General features: G+C 46.5%; 23 protein-coding genes and 1 riboswitch. Of the genes, 11 read left to right on the forward strand and 12 right to left on the reverse strand.

Annotated features, from left to right (window positions below):
- The first annotated feature begins 283 nt into the window (after positions 1-283).
- Together ADU22_RS07320 and ADU22_RS07325 are read left to right on the forward strand one after the other, a co-directional pair.
- Positions 284-1,609: an oligosaccharide flippase family protein gene (locus tag ADU22_RS07320; RefSeq protein WP_053361570.1), complete on the forward strand. Its 1,326-nt coding sequence runs from the start codon at positions 284-286 to the stop codon at positions 1,607-1,609.
- A 115-nt stretch (positions 1,610-1,724) separates the two neighbouring features.
- Positions 1,725-2,099, forward strand: coding sequence for a DUF1284 domain-containing protein (locus tag ADU22_RS07325; RefSeq protein ID WP_053364489.1), 375 nt, complete (start codon positions 1,725-1,727; stop codon positions 2,097-2,099).
- 57 nt (positions 2,100-2,156) lie between these two features.
- On the opposite strand, the gene ADU22_RS07330 is transcribed toward ADU22_RS07325, so the two are convergent.
- Positions 2,157-2,837 carry a TrkA C-terminal domain-containing protein gene (locus ADU22_RS07330; RefSeq protein ID WP_053361571.1) on the reverse strand — a complete coding sequence of 227 codons (681 nt, stop codon included), beginning with the start codon at positions 2,835-2,837 and terminating at the stop codon, positions 2,157-2,159.
- A 71-nt stretch (positions 2,838-2,908) separates the two neighbouring features.
- Positions 2,909-3,205 (reverse strand): YbyB family protein, encoded by a 297-nt coding sequence (locus ADU22_RS07335; protein ID WP_502688736.1) that lies wholly within the window; start codon positions 3,203-3,205, stop codon positions 2,909-2,911.
- A 129-nt stretch (positions 3,206-3,334) separates the two neighbouring features.
- On the opposite strand from ADU22_RS07335, the gene ADU22_RS07340 reads away from it, so the two are divergent.
- A complete protein-coding gene (locus ADU22_RS07340) occupies positions 3,335-4,276 on the forward strand; it encodes a magnesium transporter CorA family protein (RefSeq protein ID WP_053361573.1) in 942 nt (313 codons plus the stop codon).
- Between the two features lie 65 nt (positions 4,277-4,341).
- Here the strand turns inward: ADU22_RS07340 and ADU22_RS07345 are convergent, their stop codons facing one another.
- The 6 genes from ADU22_RS07345 to ADU22_RS07370 form a co-directional block, all read right to left on the reverse strand.
- Positions 4,342-4,674 (reverse strand): DUF3243 domain-containing protein, encoded by a 333-nt coding sequence (locus ADU22_RS07345; protein ID WP_053361574.1) that lies wholly within the window; start codon positions 4,672-4,674, stop codon positions 4,342-4,344.
- Positions 4,675-4,764: 90 nt separating this feature from the next.
- Positions 4,765-5,172 (reverse strand): large conductance mechanosensitive channel protein MscL, encoded by a 408-nt coding sequence (mscL, locus tag ADU22_RS07350; RefSeq protein WP_053361575.1) that lies wholly within the window; start codon positions 5,170-5,172, stop codon positions 4,765-4,767.
- Between the two features lie 111 nt (positions 5,173-5,283).
- The gene (locus ADU22_RS07355) at positions 5,284-5,556 is read right to left on the reverse strand and encodes an acylphosphatase (RefSeq protein WP_053361576.1); all 273 of its coding nucleotides are present in this window, start codon (positions 5,554-5,556) and stop codon (positions 5,284-5,286) included.
- Positions 5,557-5,901: 345 nt separating this feature from the next.
- Complete coding sequence (locus ADU22_RS07360) at positions 5,902-7,134, reverse strand: aminopeptidase (RefSeq protein ID WP_053361577.1); 1,233 nt, start codon at positions 7,132-7,134, stop codon at positions 5,902-5,904.
- 72 nt (positions 7,135-7,206) lie between these two features.
- Complete coding sequence (locus ADU22_RS07365) at positions 7,207-8,481, reverse strand: MDR family MFS transporter (protein WP_053361578.1); 1,275 nt, start codon at positions 8,479-8,481, stop codon at positions 7,207-7,209.
- Positions 8,482-8,770: 289 nt separating this feature from the next.
- Positions 8,771-10,867, reverse strand: coding sequence for a DNA topoisomerase III (locus tag ADU22_RS07370; RefSeq protein WP_053364490.1), 2,097 nt, complete (start codon positions 10,865-10,867; stop codon positions 8,771-8,773).
- A gap of 148 nt (positions 10,868-11,015) precedes the next feature.
- On the opposite strand from ADU22_RS07370, the gene ADU22_RS07375 reads away from it, so the two are divergent.
- On the forward strand, positions 11,016-11,687 hold the full coding sequence (locus ADU22_RS07375; protein ID WP_053361579.1) for a DUF421 domain-containing protein: 672 nt from the start codon (positions 11,016-11,018) through the stop codon (positions 11,685-11,687).
- Between the two features lie 70 nt (positions 11,688-11,757).
- Here ADU22_RS07375 and ADU22_RS24920 read toward each other — a convergent pair whose 3' ends face one another.
- Positions 11,758-11,919 (reverse strand): hypothetical protein, encoded by a 162-nt coding sequence (locus tag ADU22_RS24920; RefSeq protein ID WP_173427594.1) that lies wholly within the window; start codon positions 11,917-11,919, stop codon positions 11,758-11,760.
- Positions 11,920-12,043: 124 nt separating this feature from the next.
- Between ADU22_RS24920 and ADU22_RS07385 the strand changes: the two genes are divergently transcribed.
- Positions 12,044-12,616, forward strand: coding sequence for a peroxiredoxin (locus ADU22_RS07385; RefSeq protein ID WP_231687946.1), 573 nt, complete (start codon positions 12,044-12,046; stop codon positions 12,614-12,616).
- A 90-nt stretch (positions 12,617-12,706) separates the two neighbouring features.
- The gene (locus tag ADU22_RS07390; RefSeq protein WP_053361582.1) at positions 12,707-13,081 is read left to right on the forward strand and encodes a DnaJ family domain-containing protein; all 375 of its coding nucleotides are present in this window, start codon (positions 12,707-12,709) and stop codon (positions 13,079-13,081) included.
- 277 nt (positions 13,082-13,358) lie between these two features.
- On the opposite strand, the gene ADU22_RS07395 is transcribed toward ADU22_RS07390, so the two are convergent.
- Positions 13,359-13,694: a helix-turn-helix domain-containing protein gene (locus tag ADU22_RS07395; RefSeq protein ID WP_053361583.1), complete on the reverse strand. Its 336-nt coding sequence runs from the start codon at positions 13,692-13,694 to the stop codon at positions 13,359-13,361.
- A 415-nt stretch (positions 13,695-14,109) separates the two neighbouring features.
- A riboswitch (cyclic di-GMP riboswitch) is annotated at positions 14,110-14,197 on the forward strand.
- A 33-nt stretch (positions 14,198-14,230) separates the two neighbouring features.
- Between ADU22_RS07395 and ADU22_RS24155 the strand changes: the two genes are divergently transcribed.
- Entirely contained in the window at positions 14,231-14,371 is a 141-nt protein-coding gene (locus ADU22_RS24155; RefSeq protein WP_082252802.1) for an anti-repressor SinI family protein, read from the forward strand.
- A 134-nt stretch (positions 14,372-14,505) separates the two neighbouring features.
- On the opposite strand, the gene ADU22_RS07400 is transcribed toward ADU22_RS24155, so the two are convergent.
- Positions 14,506-14,829 carry a helix-turn-helix domain-containing protein gene (locus ADU22_RS07400; RefSeq protein ID WP_046525675.1) on the reverse strand — a complete coding sequence of 108 codons (324 nt, stop codon included), beginning with the start codon at positions 14,827-14,829 and terminating at the stop codon, positions 14,506-14,508.
- Between the two features lie 267 nt (positions 14,830-15,096).
- On the opposite strand from ADU22_RS07400, the gene treR reads away from it, so the two are divergent.
- From treR to map, 3 genes are all read left to right on the forward strand, one after another.
- Entirely contained in the window at positions 15,097-15,819 is a 723-nt protein-coding gene (gene treR, locus ADU22_RS07405; RefSeq protein ID WP_053361584.1) for a trehalose operon repressor, read from the forward strand.
- Positions 15,820-16,075: 256 nt separating this feature from the next.
- Positions 16,076-16,591 carry a type 1 glutamine amidotransferase domain-containing protein gene (locus tag ADU22_RS07410; RefSeq protein WP_053361585.1) on the forward strand — a complete coding sequence of 172 codons (516 nt, stop codon included), beginning with the start codon at positions 16,076-16,078 and terminating at the stop codon, positions 16,589-16,591.
- A 120-nt stretch (positions 16,592-16,711) separates the two neighbouring features.
- Positions 16,712-17,461 (forward strand): type I methionyl aminopeptidase, encoded by a 750-nt coding sequence (gene map, locus ADU22_RS07415; RefSeq protein WP_053364491.1) that lies wholly within the window; start codon positions 16,712-16,714, stop codon positions 17,459-17,461.
- Between the two features lie 46 nt (positions 17,462-17,507).
- Here map and ADU22_RS07420 read toward each other — a convergent pair whose 3' ends face one another.
- The gene (locus ADU22_RS07420; protein WP_046525666.1) at positions 17,508-17,732 is read right to left on the reverse strand and encodes a DUF1128 domain-containing protein; all 225 of its coding nucleotides are present in this window, start codon (positions 17,730-17,732) and stop codon (positions 17,508-17,510) included.
- Between the two features lie 214 nt (positions 17,733-17,946).
- Between ADU22_RS07420 and ADU22_RS07425 the strand changes: the two genes are divergently transcribed.
- A complete protein-coding gene (locus tag ADU22_RS07425) occupies positions 17,947-18,300 on the forward strand; it encodes a YtxH domain-containing protein (RefSeq protein WP_053361586.1) in 354 nt (117 codons plus the stop codon).
- Positions 18,301-18,334 lie beyond the last annotated feature (34 nt).

The following is an 18,334-nucleotide window of genomic DNA, read 5'->3' on the forward strand; positions in this document are numbered from 1 at the left end:
AAAAAAGGTAACTGACAAGCCTCGTCAGTGCCCAAAATCCGCAAGATCTACCGAAAACGGTAACTGACAAGCGCCGTCAGTGTCCAAAAACGGCGAAGTCTCCCAAAAAAGGTAACTGACAAGCCTCGTCAGTGCCCAAAAACGGCGAAAGTCATCGAAAAAGGTAACTCCAGCCCACCCCACCCAACCTCCTTATTCAGTCATCTGATTAAAGAATCCAAGGTTTATTTTGAGGTCTTGTCTCATATGTATGAAGGGAGGACAGGTACAGAGGGGAGACAGCATGAAACTTTTTTTGCGTGGGGCGCTTGTTTTGATTCTGGCGGCGTTTATCAGTGAGATAGCGGAGTTTTTAATTAATATGATTTTGGCGAGAGAGCTTGGCGAGGGCGGAATGGGGCAGTATATGACCGTGCTGCCGCTGATTTTCCTGATCATGATGCTGGCGAGTTTCGAGATGCCTGTGTCGATATCGAAGCTGGTAGCTGAGAAAGAGGAAATTTACCACCAACGGATGCTGAGGGACGTAGTCAACATGACCATCGTTTTGTCGGCCGCCCTGTTTCTGCTCGCTGCGGCGCTCATCCCGGTGGTGCCGGTGTTTCAATCTTACCATCCTTTATTAAAATGGATGCTGCTCGGGCTGATTCCGCTGATGTCATTCTCATCCATTGCCCGGGGTTATTTCATGGGCCGGCAGCAGATGGGCAAAATTGCGGCCGCCAACCTGTTGAGAAGACTGGTCCAGCTCTTGCTGCTGGCATCAGTGTACCAGTTTTTTGAATTTGAACGATCCACCGCCCTTTTGGTTGCCTTTTTCACACTGGCAGCAAGCGAGCTGGTTGTGTTCATGTATTTGGTCTATTTTTTTATCATCAGCTATCAGAACATGAAGCATTTCCCGCGGGAGAGCCTGGGCAAAAAGGTTATTCGCCGGAATCTCCTGGCGATCTCCGGGCCGACCACGGCCTTAAGGATTTTTCACGCCCTCACCCATGCGGCCCAGCCGTTTCTGATAAAAGCGGCCATCATCCACGCCGGCTTGCCAGTTGAAATAGCCAATGGACAGTTCGGGCTGCTGGCTGGCGTCGCGATGACAATCGGTTTCTTTCCGGCATTCATCGCCCATTCATTTATGATTGTCCTGATTCCGACGGTTGCGAAACACCATGCCGTCGGGGAATTCGAGAAACTGCAGAAAACACTGCAGCATGTGCTGCTGCTGACATTATTCTATGGTGTTCCGGCGGTTGCCGTCGTCTATTTTTTTGCCGAGCCGCTAACCAGCCTTTTTGTTCATTCCGACAATGCGGCCTATTTTCTGCAGCTGCTGTGGCCGTATTTCCTGCTGCATTTTTTTGTCATTCCCTTGCAGGCATACCTGATAGGGCTGGGGCTGATTAAAGATGCTTTTTACCATACAGTTTGGGCGACCATTGTGTCGTTTGGCACCATTTATCTTTTAGGTTCCCGGCCGGAGTGGCAGATGTCCGGGGTCATTGTTGGAATGAATGCCGGGGCAGTCCTGATGACCCTGATGCATTATCTGACTGTCTGTAAGAAAATCGGGCTTGTCTGGACCACAAAGCCAGCCAGCCGCAATATTTGAAGGATTTGAAAAAGAGGCGGCGAATTAAGAATGGAGATTATGTTTGGATGGAAGTGATGGGGTGGATAAAGTATTGAGAGGGCATCATCTCCTATGTGTCCATGGATTCAGGGGAATGGGGTACAGCCCTGATTTTATCGTGAGGATGGGGGAAATCGTCGCCGATATCCGAAATCCCGACAAGGAATTCAGCATACAGGCCGTGACCGCTTTTGATGACGCATGCATGGCCTGCCCTCACCGGGGACAGACAAAGTGTGTGGCGGATGAGGGGTCGAATGAACATGTGCTTTCAATGGACGGAAAGGTTATTTCCCATCTGGGGCTTTCCGAAGGGGAAAGCTATCAGAAATCCCCGCTGCTCAAGCTTACGGCAGAAAAGGTGAAACCGGATGACCTTGATTTTCTCTGCGAAGGCTGTTCCTGGCTTCCTTACGGTGTCTGCAAGGAAGGAATCACTGAGCTGCGAAAAACATTTGGGATAGACTGAGCCAAAAAAGCTTGCAGACATTGCAAGCTTTTTTAGCTAGCTATCCATTGGAGTGCCTCAGGTTGTTTTATGTTTAACAATTTCGGCTTCGAACTCCTCCCTGATGGCGGTCCGGTCTCCGTATAAAATGGCTTTATCTCCTGCTTTCAGCTCTGTGCTATAGCTTTCACTTCTGATTTTTTCCTCTCCCCTGCTGATAAAAAGGACCATGATATCCTTGTCCTTTTCGAGGATGTCACCGAAGCAGCTGCCCACATGGGAAGAACCCTCCTGAATCTCAATTTCAACAATCTCGTCCTCTTCCTCGAAAAGCATAACGTCAGCTATCGGCAAATCTGCAAGCTCATCATGCTTTTTAACCTCATATTTAAATAATCTTTCAAGCTGCTTTCGTGCCATCGGTGTTCTCAGCACGGCGACGACGGCCAGCAGCAAAGCGCCCAGATAGGCGGCCGCCTTGGTATAAAGAGTGTCGGCCAGCAGATTGCTGATGGCTGAAATGATGACAGCCAGGGAAAAGGCGCCAAACAGGATGAGGAAGGCCCCGAGCTTTCTTCTGACAGGATGCTTAATGATCAGCTCGGATTCTCCCGTTGTGAAGCCTGTGGCTGTGAGCATCGAAATCACCTGGAAACGGGCGATGGGACGATCAAGTCCGGTAGCCGCAAATAGAACAACATTGATTTCAATAACAGCAAAAATAATTCCCAGGTAGAGGAGAATAAAAAGAAAGTCCATGTATTAGCCTCCCTGTGCATCGATTAGTGTGAAAAATAAAAAGCCTGAGGACCTAGTCCCCAGGCTGGGAGTTACTTTTCTTGAAGATTTTCGTTGTAGTAGTTTACCCCGTACATGGAGCCTTCGCTGACCATCTTATTGTCTTCCACGTCCAGGGGATCCGGGTTGCCCGCCTTAACCACTGGTACAACATCTTCCTCTTTAAACCTTGCTGGCGTCAGTTTTTCCTTGAGGCCTGCTGTAACATCCTTTACTTTATTAATATTATCCTTTGGATTCATTGCTACCCAGGCAGCTGCAGCGCCTGCACCAATCAGCAGGGCCTGTTTAAGATTTGATTGCATGGATGTTTCCTCCTTTTTTCTCATCTAAAACAATGAATGTTGTTCTTTTTTACCCGGTTTACTGTCATTGAAAACATGAAAGATGTTTTCCAGTTTTAACTGCGGATAAAAGGGAAAAGATACAGAATAACTAGTTTGAAAGGATTAATGAACATGAAATATTCATTTAATCATGATAAATGGACATGGGTAAAGCTTGGGGACCACGATTTAGAGGAGTTTATTGATAGGGCCGGCATAGAACCTGATGCAAGGGACTGGCTTAAACCGGAGGATAAGTCGGCCACCAACAAATTGCATATAAATACTGCAAAAGAAGGCAGTGAATACATTTTTGGGTCGCTTGTCTATCAGCAGGACCTCGATAGCAGGGAAGATCGAAAGGTTTTTCACTTTTACCTGGAAAAAAACAGGCTGGTCACAGCGAATTTCGACATTGATATTATTAAATCAAGCCATTCAGAAGAAATTACTCAACGATTTGAACAGGTTGATAATGCGATTGAAGGCTTTTTTATTTTGACTGGGGAAATCCTTTCCTCCTATCTGCTTCACATTGATGAATTTGAGGAGCGTCTGGAGGACCTGATTTGGATTCTAAAGGAAGAAAATAAAGTTCAGCTTCTGGAAAAAATCGCGGATAACCGCCATGAACTTCTAATTTGGAAAAATTTAATGCTTCCTTTAATTGAAATTAAAATTGCGGCCGAGGAGGCCTTCGGGGATTGGGTAACAGAGAAGAAGGAATACAAGAGGATGTGTAAACGGCTGGAGAGGGGGAGGGAGCTAGTCAAGGAGCATCAATACGAAATCGATACGATGCTCAATCTTGAGGAAGTTGTTTCCTCCCATCGTGGAAACGAAATTATGAAAACACTGACGGTAATGACCATCTTGTTTACCCCAATTGCCGCCTGGGGGGCGCTTTGGGGAATGAACTTTGAAGTCATGCCTGAATTGAAATGGAAATACGGTTATGCTGCATCCATTGCCCTTATTGTCCTTTCTACTGTGGCTTTGTATATCTACTTGTGGATGAAAGGCTGGACAGGGGACGTTCTCAAAACGAAAAAGAAGGACAGCTTTTTCCAATGAGGAGCAAGCTTAATAGGAAAACGCCCTCCTGCACCAGGAGGGCGTTTTAAGCGCTTAAAAAATCCTTACTCAGCCAATTTGACGAGCATATGGGCCAGCATATGCTGTTCCTCTTTATTGCCGACTTTCCAAAGTTCCCGGAGCAGCTGCTCTTCGCGGTTGCGAGGCTTCACGTTCTCCGCCAGGTAATCCGCAATTTTCTGGGCAGTCGCCGCCAGCTGCTCATCACTAAGCCCGGCGCTCTTGCCAAGCTGAATTCGCTTGCTGAGATACGATTTGAACTCTTCGAAATCACCAAGAATTTCATCGGCGTCTTGAGACGTCATGCGGTCAAGAGTATCATCGACCTTGCCTGTGTCTACTTCCCCGTTTTTATGGATCATATGGTTTTCTTCCATGTAAACAGCCTCCTTAAGGTAATGTAATACTTAAATAGCCTGTTCGTCCCGATGCTAAACCATTGGGGGATAATTGGCAGAATAGTTCTTTTAGTGCTGTCTGGAGTTATGGTTATTGGCCTCTGCCTGCTGTTTTAGCAGGTCGCGAATCTCGGTAAGCAATTCCTCCTTCACGTCCGCCTCTACTTCTTCTACGATCTCTTCTTCCTCTTTTCTCCGGAAACGGCCAATCAGCCGGATGACCAAAAAGATGGAAAAGGCGATGATAAAGAAATCAACGACTGTCTGGATGAAGGAGCCATATTTAATTCCCTCTTCGCCTGGCGGGTAGGAGAGGGCTGAAAAATTCACCCCTCCCATGAATAGTCCAAAGATTGGCATGATGATATCGTTCACAAGGGAAGTGACGATTTTTCCAAAAGCGGAGCCGATGACTACCCCGACAGCGAGGTCCAGCACATTGCCTTTCAGCGCAAATTTTTTAAATTCTTCCCACATATGTACCTCCTGAAATTCTCTCTAATCCATTATTCTGATGAAAACTTGCTAAAATAGCAAGCTTCTCCGAAAAAATAAAGCAGAGGTTTGCATTGCCTCTGCGCTGCGGTTTCAATATTTGATTGTAAAAGAGTTGTATCTTTCCTTGTGCTGCTTCTCCTCAATCCTCATTTCATCTACAGAAGAGAAGGGACTGCCGCTTCGGATTTCCTTGAGGAACAGGTCGAGATTTTCCTTTGTTCCTGAGGTTAGCATTTCAACCGAGCCATCCGGCCGATTCCTCACCCAGCCTGTTATTCCATGCTGGACAGCCATCATCTGTGCATAGTAGCGATATCCTACACCCTGGACCTTTCCAGTAACAACAATTTGTAATTGCAACAAGACCTCGCCCCCAGACTCGCTGGTTAAACAGCGTAAATAAGTATATATACCTATGCACCTTTATTATAGCAATTATAATAGGACAGGATAATATGAATATAAAAAAAGGCAGCATGGAAGCTGCCTTTTCTGCTAAGTTAAAAATGTTAAAATTTGGTACCTAGATAACTGTCCAGCTCCAGCGCCTAGCCAGTTTTCATCTCTGAATAGACTTCCTTGAGTATCTTGCGAGAAGTGGAGCTTTGAGCAGCTCGAGTCATAAGCCGCTCCAGAATTGAAGGCAAAGAGCGCCTTCTATTCTGGAGCGTCTTATGCTGGTCGGGGCTGTGCAAGGCGCTTGCGCTTTTATATCGCCCAATCTCCGTTTTTGAAGACTGGTTCTGATGAACCGTCGTCTTTGATGCCGTCAATATCCATTTGGGAGGAGCCAATCATGAAGTCGACATGGGTGAGGCTTTCGTTCAAGCCATGCTCCGCAAGCTCTTCCTTGGACATCTTTTTGCCGCCTTCAAGACAGAACGCATAGGCGCTGCCAATGGCGAGATGGTTGGAGGCATTTTCATCAAACAGTGTATTGAAGAAAAGCACATTGGATTGTGAAATCGGGGACTGATGAGGCACAAGGGCCACTTCTCCGAGGTAGTGGGACCCCTCGTCCGTCGCCACCAGCTGCTTAAGGATTTCTTCTCCTACTTCTGCCTGGACCTCAGTGATCTTTCCGTTTTCAAAAGTGATTTTGAAGTTGTCGATAATGTTTCCGCCGTAGCTGAGCGGCTTTGTGCTTGAGACATATCCATTCACGCCTGTTTTCAACGGAACAGTGAAAACCTCTTCTGTCGGCATGTTGGCCATAAAATCCTTGCCTTGTTCATTCACGCTTCCCGCGCCGACCCAGAGATGCCTTTCAGGCAGTTCAATGGTCAGGTCTGTGCCCGGAGCCTTGTAATGAAGCTTTTTATAGCGTTTGCCATTCAGATACTCAACCTTTTCATGAAGGTTGGCATTGTGCTGTTTCCAGGCTTCGACCGGGTTTTCGGCATCCACACGGACGGCTTTGAAAATCGCTTCCCAAAGCTTTTCCACGGCTACTTCCGGAGTTTCGCCAGGGAAGACCATTTTAGCCCAGCCTTCTGACGGGGCGGAGACTACGCACCAGCTGATTTTATCGCTCATCATGTACTGTCTGTATGTAGATAACGCCTTTCCTGCCGCCTTCTGGAAGTTGGCGATTCGCTCCGGCTTGACTCCTTTTAAAAGGTCAGGGCTTGAAGAAACGACCGACATGACGGCGGCACCATTTTCAGCGAGCTCGGTCAGTTCCTTGGCACGCCATTCCGGGTATTCGGTGAATACTTCGTCAGGTGCCAGCTCATACTTGGTCCGGTTGACCACATCATCGTTCCAGTTGACCACCACGTTTTTGGCGCCCGCTTCATAGGCTTTTTTGGTAACGAGGCGCACAAACGGAGCGGCATCGAGTGTCGCATTTAAAATCAGGGTTTGGCTTTGCTGGATGTTAACACCGACCTTGACGGCCAAATCCGCGTATTTCTCCAGTTTGGTTTGGAAATCGCTCATAGGTTCATTCTCCTTTTTGATTCTTTTTTTTCATTTTAACCATTCTGCTGGCAAAAAGAAACCAATCCGCTATCAGGATTGGCTGCCGCCCTGAAGCTGCTGCCTTTCATGCATGCTGAACATCATGCTAAAGAGGAAGGCGCTCAGCAACGCAAGGGCACTGAGGATGAAAAAAGTCCACTGATAGCCTATCCAGACGGTGAGAGGAATCGAGATGGGAGCAATTGTCCGCCCTAGCGTATATCGCAGGCTGGCGGCCGCAAAATACTGCCCGCGCATATGGTCGGGAGCAAGTTTGGAAATAAAGCTTTGCTGAAGCCCGGCGGTCATCAATTCGGCCAGTGTGAAAACTGCCATGGCCAGGATCAATCCCCAAATCCATTGTGTCTGGCTGAACATCACCATCGACACTGCATAAATAATCGAGGACAGGACGAAAATGTTCTTTTCCCGGTACTTGGTTGCCCATTTGGTAACTGCGACCGTGAACAAGGCAACAAGCAATCCATTTTCCGAAAGAATCAGCCCGAAAGCCTGTTCGCCGCTAACAGAGAAAGAATGGCTGCCAAATGCGAATAAAGTCTGACTATCCACCTTTTCACTCGTGTAAACAGGAAAAAGGAGATCAAGCTGCATGAAGGTCTGGGAAACAAGAACCCCTGCGATAATGAACATCAGGAACACCCTGTCCCGGACAATCAGTTTATAATCAGCGAGCTGACTGAGAAGGAAGGAGTACCATTTGCCGTCCTGGTCCTGTCTTTTTATTATGTCAGGCATGGTTTCACGTGTCATTTTTGATAGGACGAAGGCGAGCATGATGCAGATGATGCCTACGGCCAGCAGGAGATAAAACCGGTAATTCGCATAAAAAATGGCTCCGAGAATCGGGCCGACAACGACAGCGATATTGATGGAAGTGTAAAAGACGGCAAACACGCTGCTCCGGTCCTTTTCTTCGACCAAATCGGCAATCATTGCCTGGCTTGCAGGCCAGTAGATGGAGCCAAACACACCGACGATCGTGAACGAGATAAAACCGACCATGGGTGAGGTGAACCACGGGGAATCGGCTGCTGCGAAGAGAAGGAAGGCGCAGCCCTGCCCAAACGAGGCCAGGACCATCATTCTTTTGCGTCCGTAACGGTCAGCCAGATAGCCGCCCATCAAATTGGCAGCCACGGAAAACAGCTGTGAAAAAATTAATAACAATCCGGCTTTGCCTTTGCCGAAGCTCTCCGCAAAATAGATGGTCAAAAACGGAAAGAACATCCAGAAGCTGATGTTCATCAACGCCTCCCMAAAAAGCCGGACCTTTAAATTCCGATCCCAATCCTTGATCCTCATGATGTTAACCCCTTATATATAATTAAAACCTATGTAACTCCAAGATGTATCATACTACCGGGAAGGAAGATTTTACAAGGTAAAAATCGGTGTGAGGTTTCCTTTTATTGGTGTTTGGAAAATAAATTCGTCGGTTTGGAAAATAAACTTCCTATTTTGGAAAGTAAATTGAAGGCTTTGGAAAATAAAGCCCCTCTATTGGAAAATAAAACATGTTTTTTGGAAAATAAGGAAACTTTCCCAACTTAAGAAAAGCAAAAAGCAGCCCGGACAGGCTGCTTTCATTGTATTATTCATTATCCTTCAACGCGGCCTTCAGCAAATCGCCGAGGCTTGTGCCAAATCCGGATTCTTCCGGGCTGTATTTTTGCTTGAGTTTCCGTTCCTCATGCTTGGAAACGGCTTTTTTCCGTTCTTCCGCCTTTTCGACGATGTTGCAGCGGCGGCATTGGAAGTAGGTGCCGGCTTTGCCGTTATGGATTTCCATTTTCTTATGGCACTGCGGGCATCTTCTGTTGGAAAGCTTCGGATCCTTATGCTTGCGGAAGCTGCACTGCATATTGGAGCATACCAGCACCCTGCCGTCCTTTGTTTTCCGCTCTTTCAGGAACTCGCCGCATTCCGGACATTTCGAGCCGGTCAGGTTATGGGCCCGGTAGGATTTGTCGCTGGCTTTGACCTCTGAAACGAGCTGTGCCGTCTGCTTGCGGATCCGCTCCTTGAACGCTTTTGGATTGCCTTTGCCGCGGGCGATTTCCTCAAGTTCCTTCTCCCACTTTGCTGTCAATTCCGGCGAGGTGAGTTCATCGTTTACAAGGTCGATCAGCTGCTTGCCTTTTTTAGTCGGATAAAGGCGGCTGTTCTGCCGCTCGACTGCTTCTGATGAAATCAGCTTCTCAATGATATCGGCGCGCGTTGCCGGTGTTCCCAGCCCGAATTTCTCCATCCTCCCGAGAATGTCAGCTTCGGAATAGCGGAGCGGGGGCTCGGTCAGTTTTTTATTCAGGGAAACCTCGCCGACGGTGAAGGCTTTGCCTTTTGCCAGCTGAGCCAGGCTCTGCTTCGGTTCCGGAGCATCATCATCCTTGCCAGTGACCTTTTTAAAACCTGGCTCGAGAATATTGCTTTCCCGAGCTGTCAGGGTTTCTCCGTTGGCATCGAATACGGCAGAAAGGGTCTCGTACTCATAGGCCGGATAAAACAGTGCCAGGAAGCGGCGGACAATCATGTCATACAGCTTGCGCTCATCTGTTTCCAGGTCGCCAAGGTTCAAGCGTTCTTCAGTCGGGATAATGGCGTGGTGATCAGTTACTTTTTCATTATTGAACACCCGCCTTGCCAGCACCTTGCCTTTTTGGTTCAGCGCCGGCCGGGCTTCCTCTTTATACCCGGACAAGATTCCCTGGAGGCGGTCTGCCATCGTCGCCTCCATATCGGTCGTCAGGTAGCGGGAGTCGGTCCGCGGGTAGGTGACCAGCTTATGCTGTTCATACAATCCCTGCAGGACATTCAGGGTTTTCTTTGCCGAGAAGCCAAACCGCTTGTTGGCATCCCGCTGCAGTTCTGTCAGGTCGTACGGAAGCGGCTGAGGTTCGCTTTTCTTTTTTCTGTCCAGCGATTTTAAAACCGCTTTTTGCCCTTCCAGCTTGTTTTTGATTTCCTCAGCCTTTTTCGATGAAAACAGACGTTTTTCCCCATTCTGCTCCCATTCGGCGGAGAGTGGGCCGACTTTGGCCTGGATGGTCCAGTATTCTTTAGGAACGAACGAGTTGATTTCCTTCTCGCGCTGGATCATCATCGCCAAAGTTGGCGTCTGCACCCGGCCTGCGGATAATGGATCCTTGTATTTGGTTGTCAGTGCGCGCGAAACATTCAGGCCGATCAGCCAGTCAGCCTCGGCACGGCAGACGGCGGATTCGTATAGTGCTTCGAACTGCTGCCCAGGCTTAAGCTGTTTAAAGCCGTCCTTGATCGCTTTATCCGTCTGGGAGGAAATCCACAGCCTCTTAATGCTTTTTCGCACTCCTGCCTTTTCGAGGATCCAGCGGGCGACGAGCTCGCCTTCCCGTCCGGCATCGGTCGCGATGATGACTTCCTTGACGTCCTTCCGTTTCAGCAGGCTTTCAACCGCCTTGTACTGCGCGCTTGTCTGCTTGATCACCTTCAGCCCCATTTTATCTGGAATAATTGGGAGGTCCTCAAGCCTCCATGTGGTGTATTTGGAATCATAATGCTCAGGCATTTTCAGCTCGATTAAATGACCCAGCGCCCAGGTAACAATATATTGGTTTCCTTCTATATAGCTTTTATGTTTTTGACTGCAGCCAAGAACGCGGGCAAGCTCCCTCGCCACACTTGGTTTTTCTGCAAGAACTAATGATTTCATAGAAACTCCTTTCAACTCTCGGTACTCCTCCTAGTATAAAGGAAAATCCGGAATTTTTGTATTCACCAAGGCCAGGGCTGGAGTTCAACGACTAAGGAGCCAAAAGTATGTCAATACCGATAATAGACTTTCCTTGGAGGTATGTGAGTTGTATTGGACCATCCTGTTCGAAGTGATAGGCGGATTTTTCATTTTATATATCATTGTGAAAATGCTGGGGAAGACACAAATCAGCCAGATCACACCCTTTGACTTTGTTTCTGCTCTCGTCCTTGGAGAGCTTGTTGGAAATGCCATGTACGATCCGGACACCGGATTTGGCGTTATCGTTTTTACCAGCGTCGTATGGGGAGTGCTAATTTATGTAACCGAGATTATGACGCAGAAGTCGATTAAGATGAGGCGCCTTCTCGAAGGCAAACCATCCATTCTGATCCAGAAAGGGAATCTTAACTGGCATGAGCTGAAGAAGAACCATCTGGATATCGACCAGCTGCAGCAATTATTGCGTGCCAAGGATGTATTTTCCATGCAGGAAGTGGAATATGCGATCCTTGAAAACAACGGGTCGGTGAGCGTATTGAGAAAGGCTGAGGCCGATCAGCCTACCTGCAGGGACCTGAACCTGCAGGCGGAAGAAAGGAAGCTGCCATTCACAATCATCAGCGATGGAGAGATTATGAATGACACCCTTCGAAATGCCGGGGTGAGCGAGGACTGGCTTATGGAAGAACTGGAGAAACAGGGAGTCATGAGGCCCGACGAAATCTGTTACGCCGAATACGTCCCAGGAAATGGGATCTTTGTCCAAAGGTATTAAGGGATAACCAGACCTAAATGCAGCCAGGTCTGGTTTTTTGCATGTTACACAAGGTTTCTTATATAAACGCTTATGCTTCTTCATCTTCAATGCGGTTCTTGAAAGCTTCCTGAACAACAAGAAATTCCTCATCTTCCTGGGCTTCGGTTGTCCGCCCCTCTACTTGTGCTCCTTTTGGAAATTTTCCGGGATGTCCTTTTTGCTTATGCTGAAAGCCCTGCCCTCTTCCCAAAGTGATGACCTCCTTTCTTTTGATGTAGTTTTCCCGTCAGGATTGTATTTATGATGGGCAATTTAACCGCAGAAGAGCATAGTTATATAAGGGGCATGTAGTGCAGGGAGGAGGGGGAGCATATATGGACACAAGCGCCGGAAATGCATCGGAAAAACCACCAGCGGAGGATTGGACAGCACCAGGAAACAAGGCACCTTTGTTTTCAGCAGAAGCATTGTCGGATAACCAGGTCATCACAGTGAACCTGGGGGATTACAAAGGAAAATGGCTGATCCTTTTTTTCTACCCTGCTGATTTCACCCCTGTTTGAATGACAGAACTGGCGGCGGTCGCCGCTGTTCATCACCATTTAAAGGGATTGAATGCTGAGCTGCTGGCCATCAGTACCGACAGTATCCAGGCCCATCAAGTCTTTAAGCAAATCACCCCGGCTCTTGGAAGCTTGCCGTTCAGCCTCTTAAGCGACAGGAACCAGGAAATCAGCATGGCCTATCAAGTGCTGGATAAATCCACTGGCAACGCCTGCCGGGCTTCGTTTTTTATTGATCCCGAGCTTGTCATTCTGGCCAAATTCATTTATCCGGAAAAAATTGGACGTAACCTGCCAGAGCATATCAGGCTGCTTCAGGCACTCCAATACTCCAGGGATACAGGGAAGGGTACCCCGGCCAACTGGGTGCCAGGGCCTTCGTAATACGAGGCAATCCGGAAAGTTCCAGGTGGGACCCTGGCAGGATTTAGAATATAATAGAGTAAAGACATTTCCTGCCGGGGAGGAATTGCTGTGGATTTTGCCATGATTGTGTCAGAGGAGAAAATAAAAAAAGCTTATAAAGACGGAGAGCTTGAGCGGCTTCCGGGATACGGTAAGCCACTTATGCTTGATGATGTATCAGGAATCCCCGAAGACTTGCGGATGGCCTACAGGTTGATGAAGAATGCGGGATATGCACCCGAAGAGAATGCCTTAAGGCAGGAAGTCATGACAATCGAAAATCTAATCAGGAATTGCCAGGACCCTGAAGAGATAGAAGGGCTGAACAGAAAGCTAAGCGAAAAGCTGCTCCGATACAACGGACTTATGTCAAAAAGGGGTGCCCATACAAACTCCGCCGTCTTTAAGAATTACCGGAAGAAGATCGAAAACAAGCTTCTATAACAAAAAATGCCTGCCTTTAACAGGGCAGGTTTATTTATTCCCTTTGTCGTCCTGGACTTCGGGTTTGCACATTTTATCCAATTTCACTCCAATCAAAATCATGGCAGCAATGGGGATAGCAAAGTTCAGGATATGAACGGCCGTCAAACAATCACCTCCATAAAAGATATCCAATATATAAATAGTATAATCGATTTGTCACAAAATAGACACAAATTAATTGAATATTCAAAAATAAAAAACCGACCAACTGCTGCTGGCCGTATAAAAACACTCCTTAATTTTCATTCCTGTTCCTGAACTTGATGAAATCCAGATAAAAGGCAAACTCTTTCTTGCTTATCCCGCTCCTAATTGCTTCATCGATTAATCCCATCCACTCCTCGTCAACTAGGCCGTGGGACTCGGTTTCCTGGCTGTCATCCCCCATCAATTCTTCCACCGTTACCCCCAGTGTCCTAGCCAACCGGGATAATACTTGCATTGAAGGGTTTTCCTGAATGCCTCTCTCGATATAGCTGAGATAAGATTTCGAAACGCCTGCTTTCTCAGCGAGCTCGGTGATTGAATACATTTTCTCAAGCCTATATCTTTTAATTTTTTCACCGACCATGGCTATTCCCCTTAAAAAGTGTAGTAAATTCATTATAACGAACATAAGGGAATTGTAAAAAAGCTGTAACAGGCAGTAAACAGGAGTATGAACAAGAAATAAGAGGAAAAACGTTCTTATTAAAGAATATTTGTCTTTATATGACTTTTTGAAAAACAAGCAATAAGTCCTATAATTTAAAGCGGTAATTGTTTTTGGGGAGCAGGAAAAATATCTTAGACAAATTGAATAGAGTTTCGACAGATTTCTTTTGAAATACACATTTCTCCAAGGAGAAAATCTTTATGTCTGTGCGAAATGTCATAATATATCGTTAAAGTTTTAAGAATTTTTTATTTATACGACATTATTCTACACCATTTTTTGGAAGTGAGAAGTACAATAGTACCATGAATCTGAAATAACGGACAAAAGAAACAGAAAAAGGCAAACCATTTGAAAGGATGGGACGCAAAGTCACGGGTCTAAGGAATCACTCATTCTACGACAGCCGGATTGCCTGGAATACGTATCGTATTTTGGGGGGAATAGGATCGATGGAAAAGATGGACCTAGGAGAATTGGATTTGGAATGGGTGGAACTCATCAAGGAAGCTTTGGCAATGGGCCTGGACAAAGAGGAGATCAGGAGGTTTCTGAATAGCAAGAACAAGGAAGTCCTGATGGCGGGAAGTTAAAATGGGAGGTTACATAATTTAAATTTTAAACGACTCTTCAAGGGTTGTTTTTTTCTTTAAACAGAAAGTATTTAAAGGGTTCTTACCCTTTTTAAGCAAAAAGAGCCCCTTAAAAAAGGAACTCTTACGAAATGCTATTTGTTTTGGTTGCTTCTCCATTTATTGAATTCAAGGAACTCCTTGAATTGCTCTTTGGAAATACCGGAATCCATCGCTTCGCGGACTAGGCCAATCCAGTCTGAGTCCACATATTCCTTATTAGGTTCGTCGTGAATCAGCCGATCGATGGGAATATTCAAAACCGAGGCTATTTTCTCGAGAAACTGTATCGAAGGGTTTTTTTGAAGATTTCTCTCTAGCGAACTCAGGTAGGATTTTGCCACTCCTGCCTGTTCTGCGAGCTCGGACAAAGACATTTTTCGTTCCTGGCGGTATTTTTTCACTCTTTCTCCAATCACTGCTTTCACACACCTTTTTCTTCTATGAAATAATGATAGCAAATCCGTAATGCGAGTTCCATATGGCGAACATCGATTGAACAAAATTAATCCTTTTTTACTATTGCAATGGTACATTACTTTTATCAAAACTGCCATGTGGTAAATGACAATATCATTAAATTATTCGACAAAAAGAAGAAATTTATGAGGAATTGGGGAAATGTTTCTCAAATAACATGAAAACGGGTAGAATGGTATCAATCAGTGAGAAATAATGGTGAGAAGATGAAGAACAAATACTTGGTCATTTATGATGAGCTTGCCCGGAAAATCCAGGCAGGCGAATATCCTGCCAGGACCATCCTGCCCTCGGAGAATGAATTGACTGAAACGTATCAGACCTCCAGGGAAACGATTCGTAAAGCCTTGAACCTGCTTGCCCAAAAGGGATTGATCCAAAAGATCAGAGGCAAAGGCTCAATTGTGCTCGATTTGAAAAAACTGCAATTTCCAATCTCGGGCCTTGTCAGTTTTAAGGAACTTGCCGGACAGATGGGAAGCAAAGCCGAGACAGCGGTTGAAAAGTTTACCCTAGGACTCCCTGGCGAGGAGATTATGAAGCAATTGAATGTAAACAAAGAAGAGCCAATTTGGAGCGTCATCCGGGTGCGTAAAATTGATGGCGAAAAAATCATTCTTGATAAGGACCATCTGGTCGAAAAATATGTGCCTGGCCTGACAAAAGAGGTATGCGCCCAGTCCATTTTTGACTACATTGAAGGGCAGCTTGGCAGGAAAATCAGTTTTGCGAAAAAGGAATTTACCGTTGAAGAGCCATCAAAGGAGGACCGGGCCCACCTGGACATGGAAGGCTTCCATGCCATTGTAGTCGTGAAAAACTATATCTATTTTGACGACGCTACATTGTTCCAGTTTACCGAATCGAGGCACAGGCCGGACAAATTCCGGTTTGTCGATTTTGCCAGAAGAATGGACCGGGTCACCTGAGAAGCAGCCGCAAAGAGCGGCTGTTTTTTTACAGGATAAGAAAGTATAAGGTTTCTGCACTTAGATAATTGTCTAGCTCCAGCGCCTAGCCCCTCGAGTCGCTTCGGTCCATCTGTTGAAGTCAAAGAACGACTTCATCAGCTGGCCCTCCAGCGCTTGTCGGGGCTGAGCAAGGCGCTTGCGTTTTTCTTATGTTTTATAAAGTGTCCACGGGGAAGTAATATAAGTGGACAAACTTTTAAAAGGAGTGAGCGAGATGGGTAAAAAAATAGCCTGTGTAGTTACCAATCAGTTCGAGGACTCTGAATATATTGAACCAGCAAGAGCCTTCATGGATGCGGGACACGAAGTGGTCACGATTGAAAAGGAAGGCGGCAAGGAAGTGACTGGAAAGCAAGGTGAAGTCACAACCAAGATTGATAAAGGCATTGATGAGGTGAATCCAGCCGATTTTGATGCGTTGTTCATTCCCGGCGGCTTTTCACCGGACTTGCTGCGTGCAGACGAGCGTTTTGTGAATTTCGCCAAGTCGTTCATGGATGAAAAGAAGCCTGTATTCGCCATTTGCCATGGACCGCAGCTCCTGATTACGGCTAAGGCCCTTGAGGGAAGGGATGCAACCGGCTATAAATCCATCGCTGTCGATATGGAGTATGCTGGGGCCAATTATGCCGACAAGGAAGTGGTCGTCTGCCAAAACCAGCTGGTCACCAGCCGGCAGCCCAATGATATACCAGCCTTTAACCGCGAGGCTTTGAACTTGTTGAAATAATTGTTGCCTATAGAAGTCTTTTTGCTGAACGCAAAAAGGCTTTTTTTGTGTTTTTTACAGTCTGCAGCGTATAAGCTAATATAGGGATAAGAAATGAAACTTTTTCAGGGAGATGAAGGAATGATTGTTTTGAAATCGGAGCGGGAGATTGAAAGAATGCATGAGGCAGGGAAACTGCTTGCTGCTTGCCATAAACAGATTGAAAGGATGGTTAAGCCGGGTATCTCGACTTGGGAAATTGATGAATTTGTTGAACGCTTCCTTGAGAAACATGGGGCCAAACCCGAACAGAAGGGATACAGGGGCTACCAGTATGCGACTTGTGCGAGCATCAATGATGAAGTGTGCCACGGATTTCCCCGTAAGGAATCCCTTAAGCAGGGTGATATCGTAACCATCGACATGGTGGTGAATCTTAATGGGGCGCTTGCTGATTCTGCCTGGTCCTATCCCGTTGGCGATGTATCGGGCGAAGCGGAAAAACTGCTTGAAGTGACAAAAGAGGCGCTTTACCGGGGCATTGCCCAGGCTGTCCCTGGAAACCGGATTGGCGACATTGGCCATGCCATCCAGAGCTACGTGGAAGAAGAGGGGATGTCGGTTGTCAGGGAATTTATCGGCCATGGGATTGGAGCTTCCATTCATGAGAAGCCCGATATTCCTCACTTTGGACTGCCCGGAAAAGGGGCCCGCATCAAGGAAGGGATGGTTTTTACAATTGAACCGATGGTCAATCTTGGGGAATGGAAAACGAAAATGGACGGCAACCGCTGGACCGCCCGCACGATCGATGGCAAGCTGTCCGCCCAATATGAACATACAATTGCAGTAACCAAGGATGGAATCAAAATCCTGACCGAACAGGAATAGGAAAAGGAAAAAGGCGGCAAAGCGGCCGCCTTTTTGTTCAATTCCTTTATTGTTTTCTTAGGCTGCCGAGCTCTTCGGCAATGGCCTGCATTTCGTTGATGCTGAAGGAGTCCTTTTTAATGATCATCTCATAAATATCGCGGAGTTCTTCATACATTTCTTCATCAAAATGTGATGGCTTGATGGCGCCCATGTTTAAAACATTCAGTTTTTCCTTGATCTTTTCTATCATAAATTCAACATTTTCAGCTGATTTTACTGAAAGGTCCATTCTCTTCATCCTCCCGCCGTTTGTACCAACATCTTTCCATGTTCTTGAATAAATGTCAACCAAATTTAAGGGGATGGCGTTGCTGCAAACAGGAGTATTTGTCATTATCCCCGAGACAAAGATTTAGCTTCCAAACTTGCATATAAGCAGGGAAATGGACGAAAATGGTTATAGGTTATATTCTTTTAAATTACAACAGGAAGGATGGGACAGTATGGCAAGTTCGAAGAAATTCTGGCTGGGAATGGCACTTGGCGCAGTGGCTGGCGGGGCAATCTCTCTTCTTGATAGAGGAACAAGAGCGGCCGTTAGGGAAGATTTCCAAAAAGCTTCCGGCAATCTCGCTTACATAGCCAAACATCCCAATGAATTCATTGAGGATGTTAAGGATACGGTATATAAAGTCAAACATACGATTGAACAGGTATCCGACGATGTTGCTTTTATAACGGAAAAAGTGGAGGAAATCCGTGATGTTCCGCCCCAGGTGGCCGAAATTGTGGAAGATGCCAAAAAGGTAATCAACAGAATGGGCAAACCTGAAGGAGAGGCTTCAGGCTCCCAGTAAAGGGGACAGGCTATCCAATTAATGGGCAAAGGGG

Origin of the sequence: Bacillus sp. FJAT-27251 (assembly GCF_001273925.1) — a bacterium.
Taxonomy (GTDB): domain Bacteria; phylum Bacillota; class Bacilli; order Bacillales; family Cytobacillaceae; genus Mesobacillus_B.

Excerpts from the sequence above, each read along its gene's own strand:
- ADU22_RS07320 (WP_053361570.1), top strand. The coding sequence starts at position 284 with ATGAAACTTTTTTTGCGTGGGGCGCTTGTTTTGATTCTGGCGGCGTTT.
- ADU22_RS07325 (WP_053364489.1), top strand. The coding sequence starts at position 1,725 with ATGGGGTACAGCCCTGATTTTATCGTGAGGATGGGGGAAATCGTCGCC.
- ADU22_RS07330 (WP_053361571.1), bottom strand. The coding sequence starts at position 2,837 with ATGGACTTTCTTTTTATTCTCCTCTACCTGGGAATTATTTTTGCTGTT.
- ADU22_RS07335 (WP_502688736.1), bottom strand. The coding sequence starts at position 3,205 with ATGAGAAAAAAGGAGGAAACATCCATGCAATCAAATCTTAAACAGGCC.
- ADU22_RS07340 (WP_053361573.1), top strand. The coding sequence starts at position 3,335 with ATGAAATATTCATTTAATCATGATAAATGGACATGGGTAAAGCTTGGG.
- ADU22_RS07345 (WP_053361574.1), bottom strand. The coding sequence starts at position 4,674 with ATGGAAGAAAACCATATGATCCATAAAAACGGGGAAGTAGACACAGGC.
- mscL (WP_053361575.1), bottom strand. The coding sequence starts at position 5,172 with ATGTGGGAAGAATTTAAAAAATTTGCGCTGAAAGGCAATGTGCTGGAC.
- ADU22_RS07360 (WP_053361577.1), bottom strand. The coding sequence starts at position 7,134 with ATGAGCGATTTCCAAACCAAACTGGAGAAATACGCGGATTTGGCCGTC.
- ADU22_RS07370 (WP_053364490.1), bottom strand. The coding sequence starts at position 10,867 with ATGAAATCATTAGTTCTTGCAGAAAAACCAAGTGTGGCGAGGGAGCTT.
- ADU22_RS07395 (WP_053361583.1), bottom strand. The coding sequence starts at position 13,694 with ATGGTCGGTGAAAAAATTAAAAGATATAGGCTTGAGAAAATGTATTCA.
- ADU22_RS24155 (WP_082252802.1), top strand. The coding sequence starts at position 14,231 with ATGGAAAAGATGGACCTAGGAGAATTGGATTTGGAATGGGTGGAACTC.
- treR (WP_053361584.1), top strand. The coding sequence starts at position 15,097 with ATGAAGAACAAATACTTGGTCATTTATGATGAGCTTGCCCGGAAAATC.
- ADU22_RS07410 (WP_053361585.1), top strand. The coding sequence starts at position 16,076 with ATGGGTAAAAAAATAGCCTGTGTAGTTACCAATCAGTTCGAGGACTCT.
- map (WP_053364491.1), top strand. The coding sequence starts at position 16,712 with ATGATTGTTTTGAAATCGGAGCGGGAGATTGAAAGAATGCATGAGGCA.
- ADU22_RS07420 (WP_046525666.1), bottom strand. The coding sequence starts at position 17,732 with ATGGACCTTTCAGTAAAATCAGCTGAAAATGTTGAATTTATGATAGAA.
- ADU22_RS07425 (WP_053361586.1), top strand. The coding sequence starts at position 17,947 with ATGGCAAGTTCGAAGAAATTCTGGCTGGGAATGGCACTTGGCGCAGTG.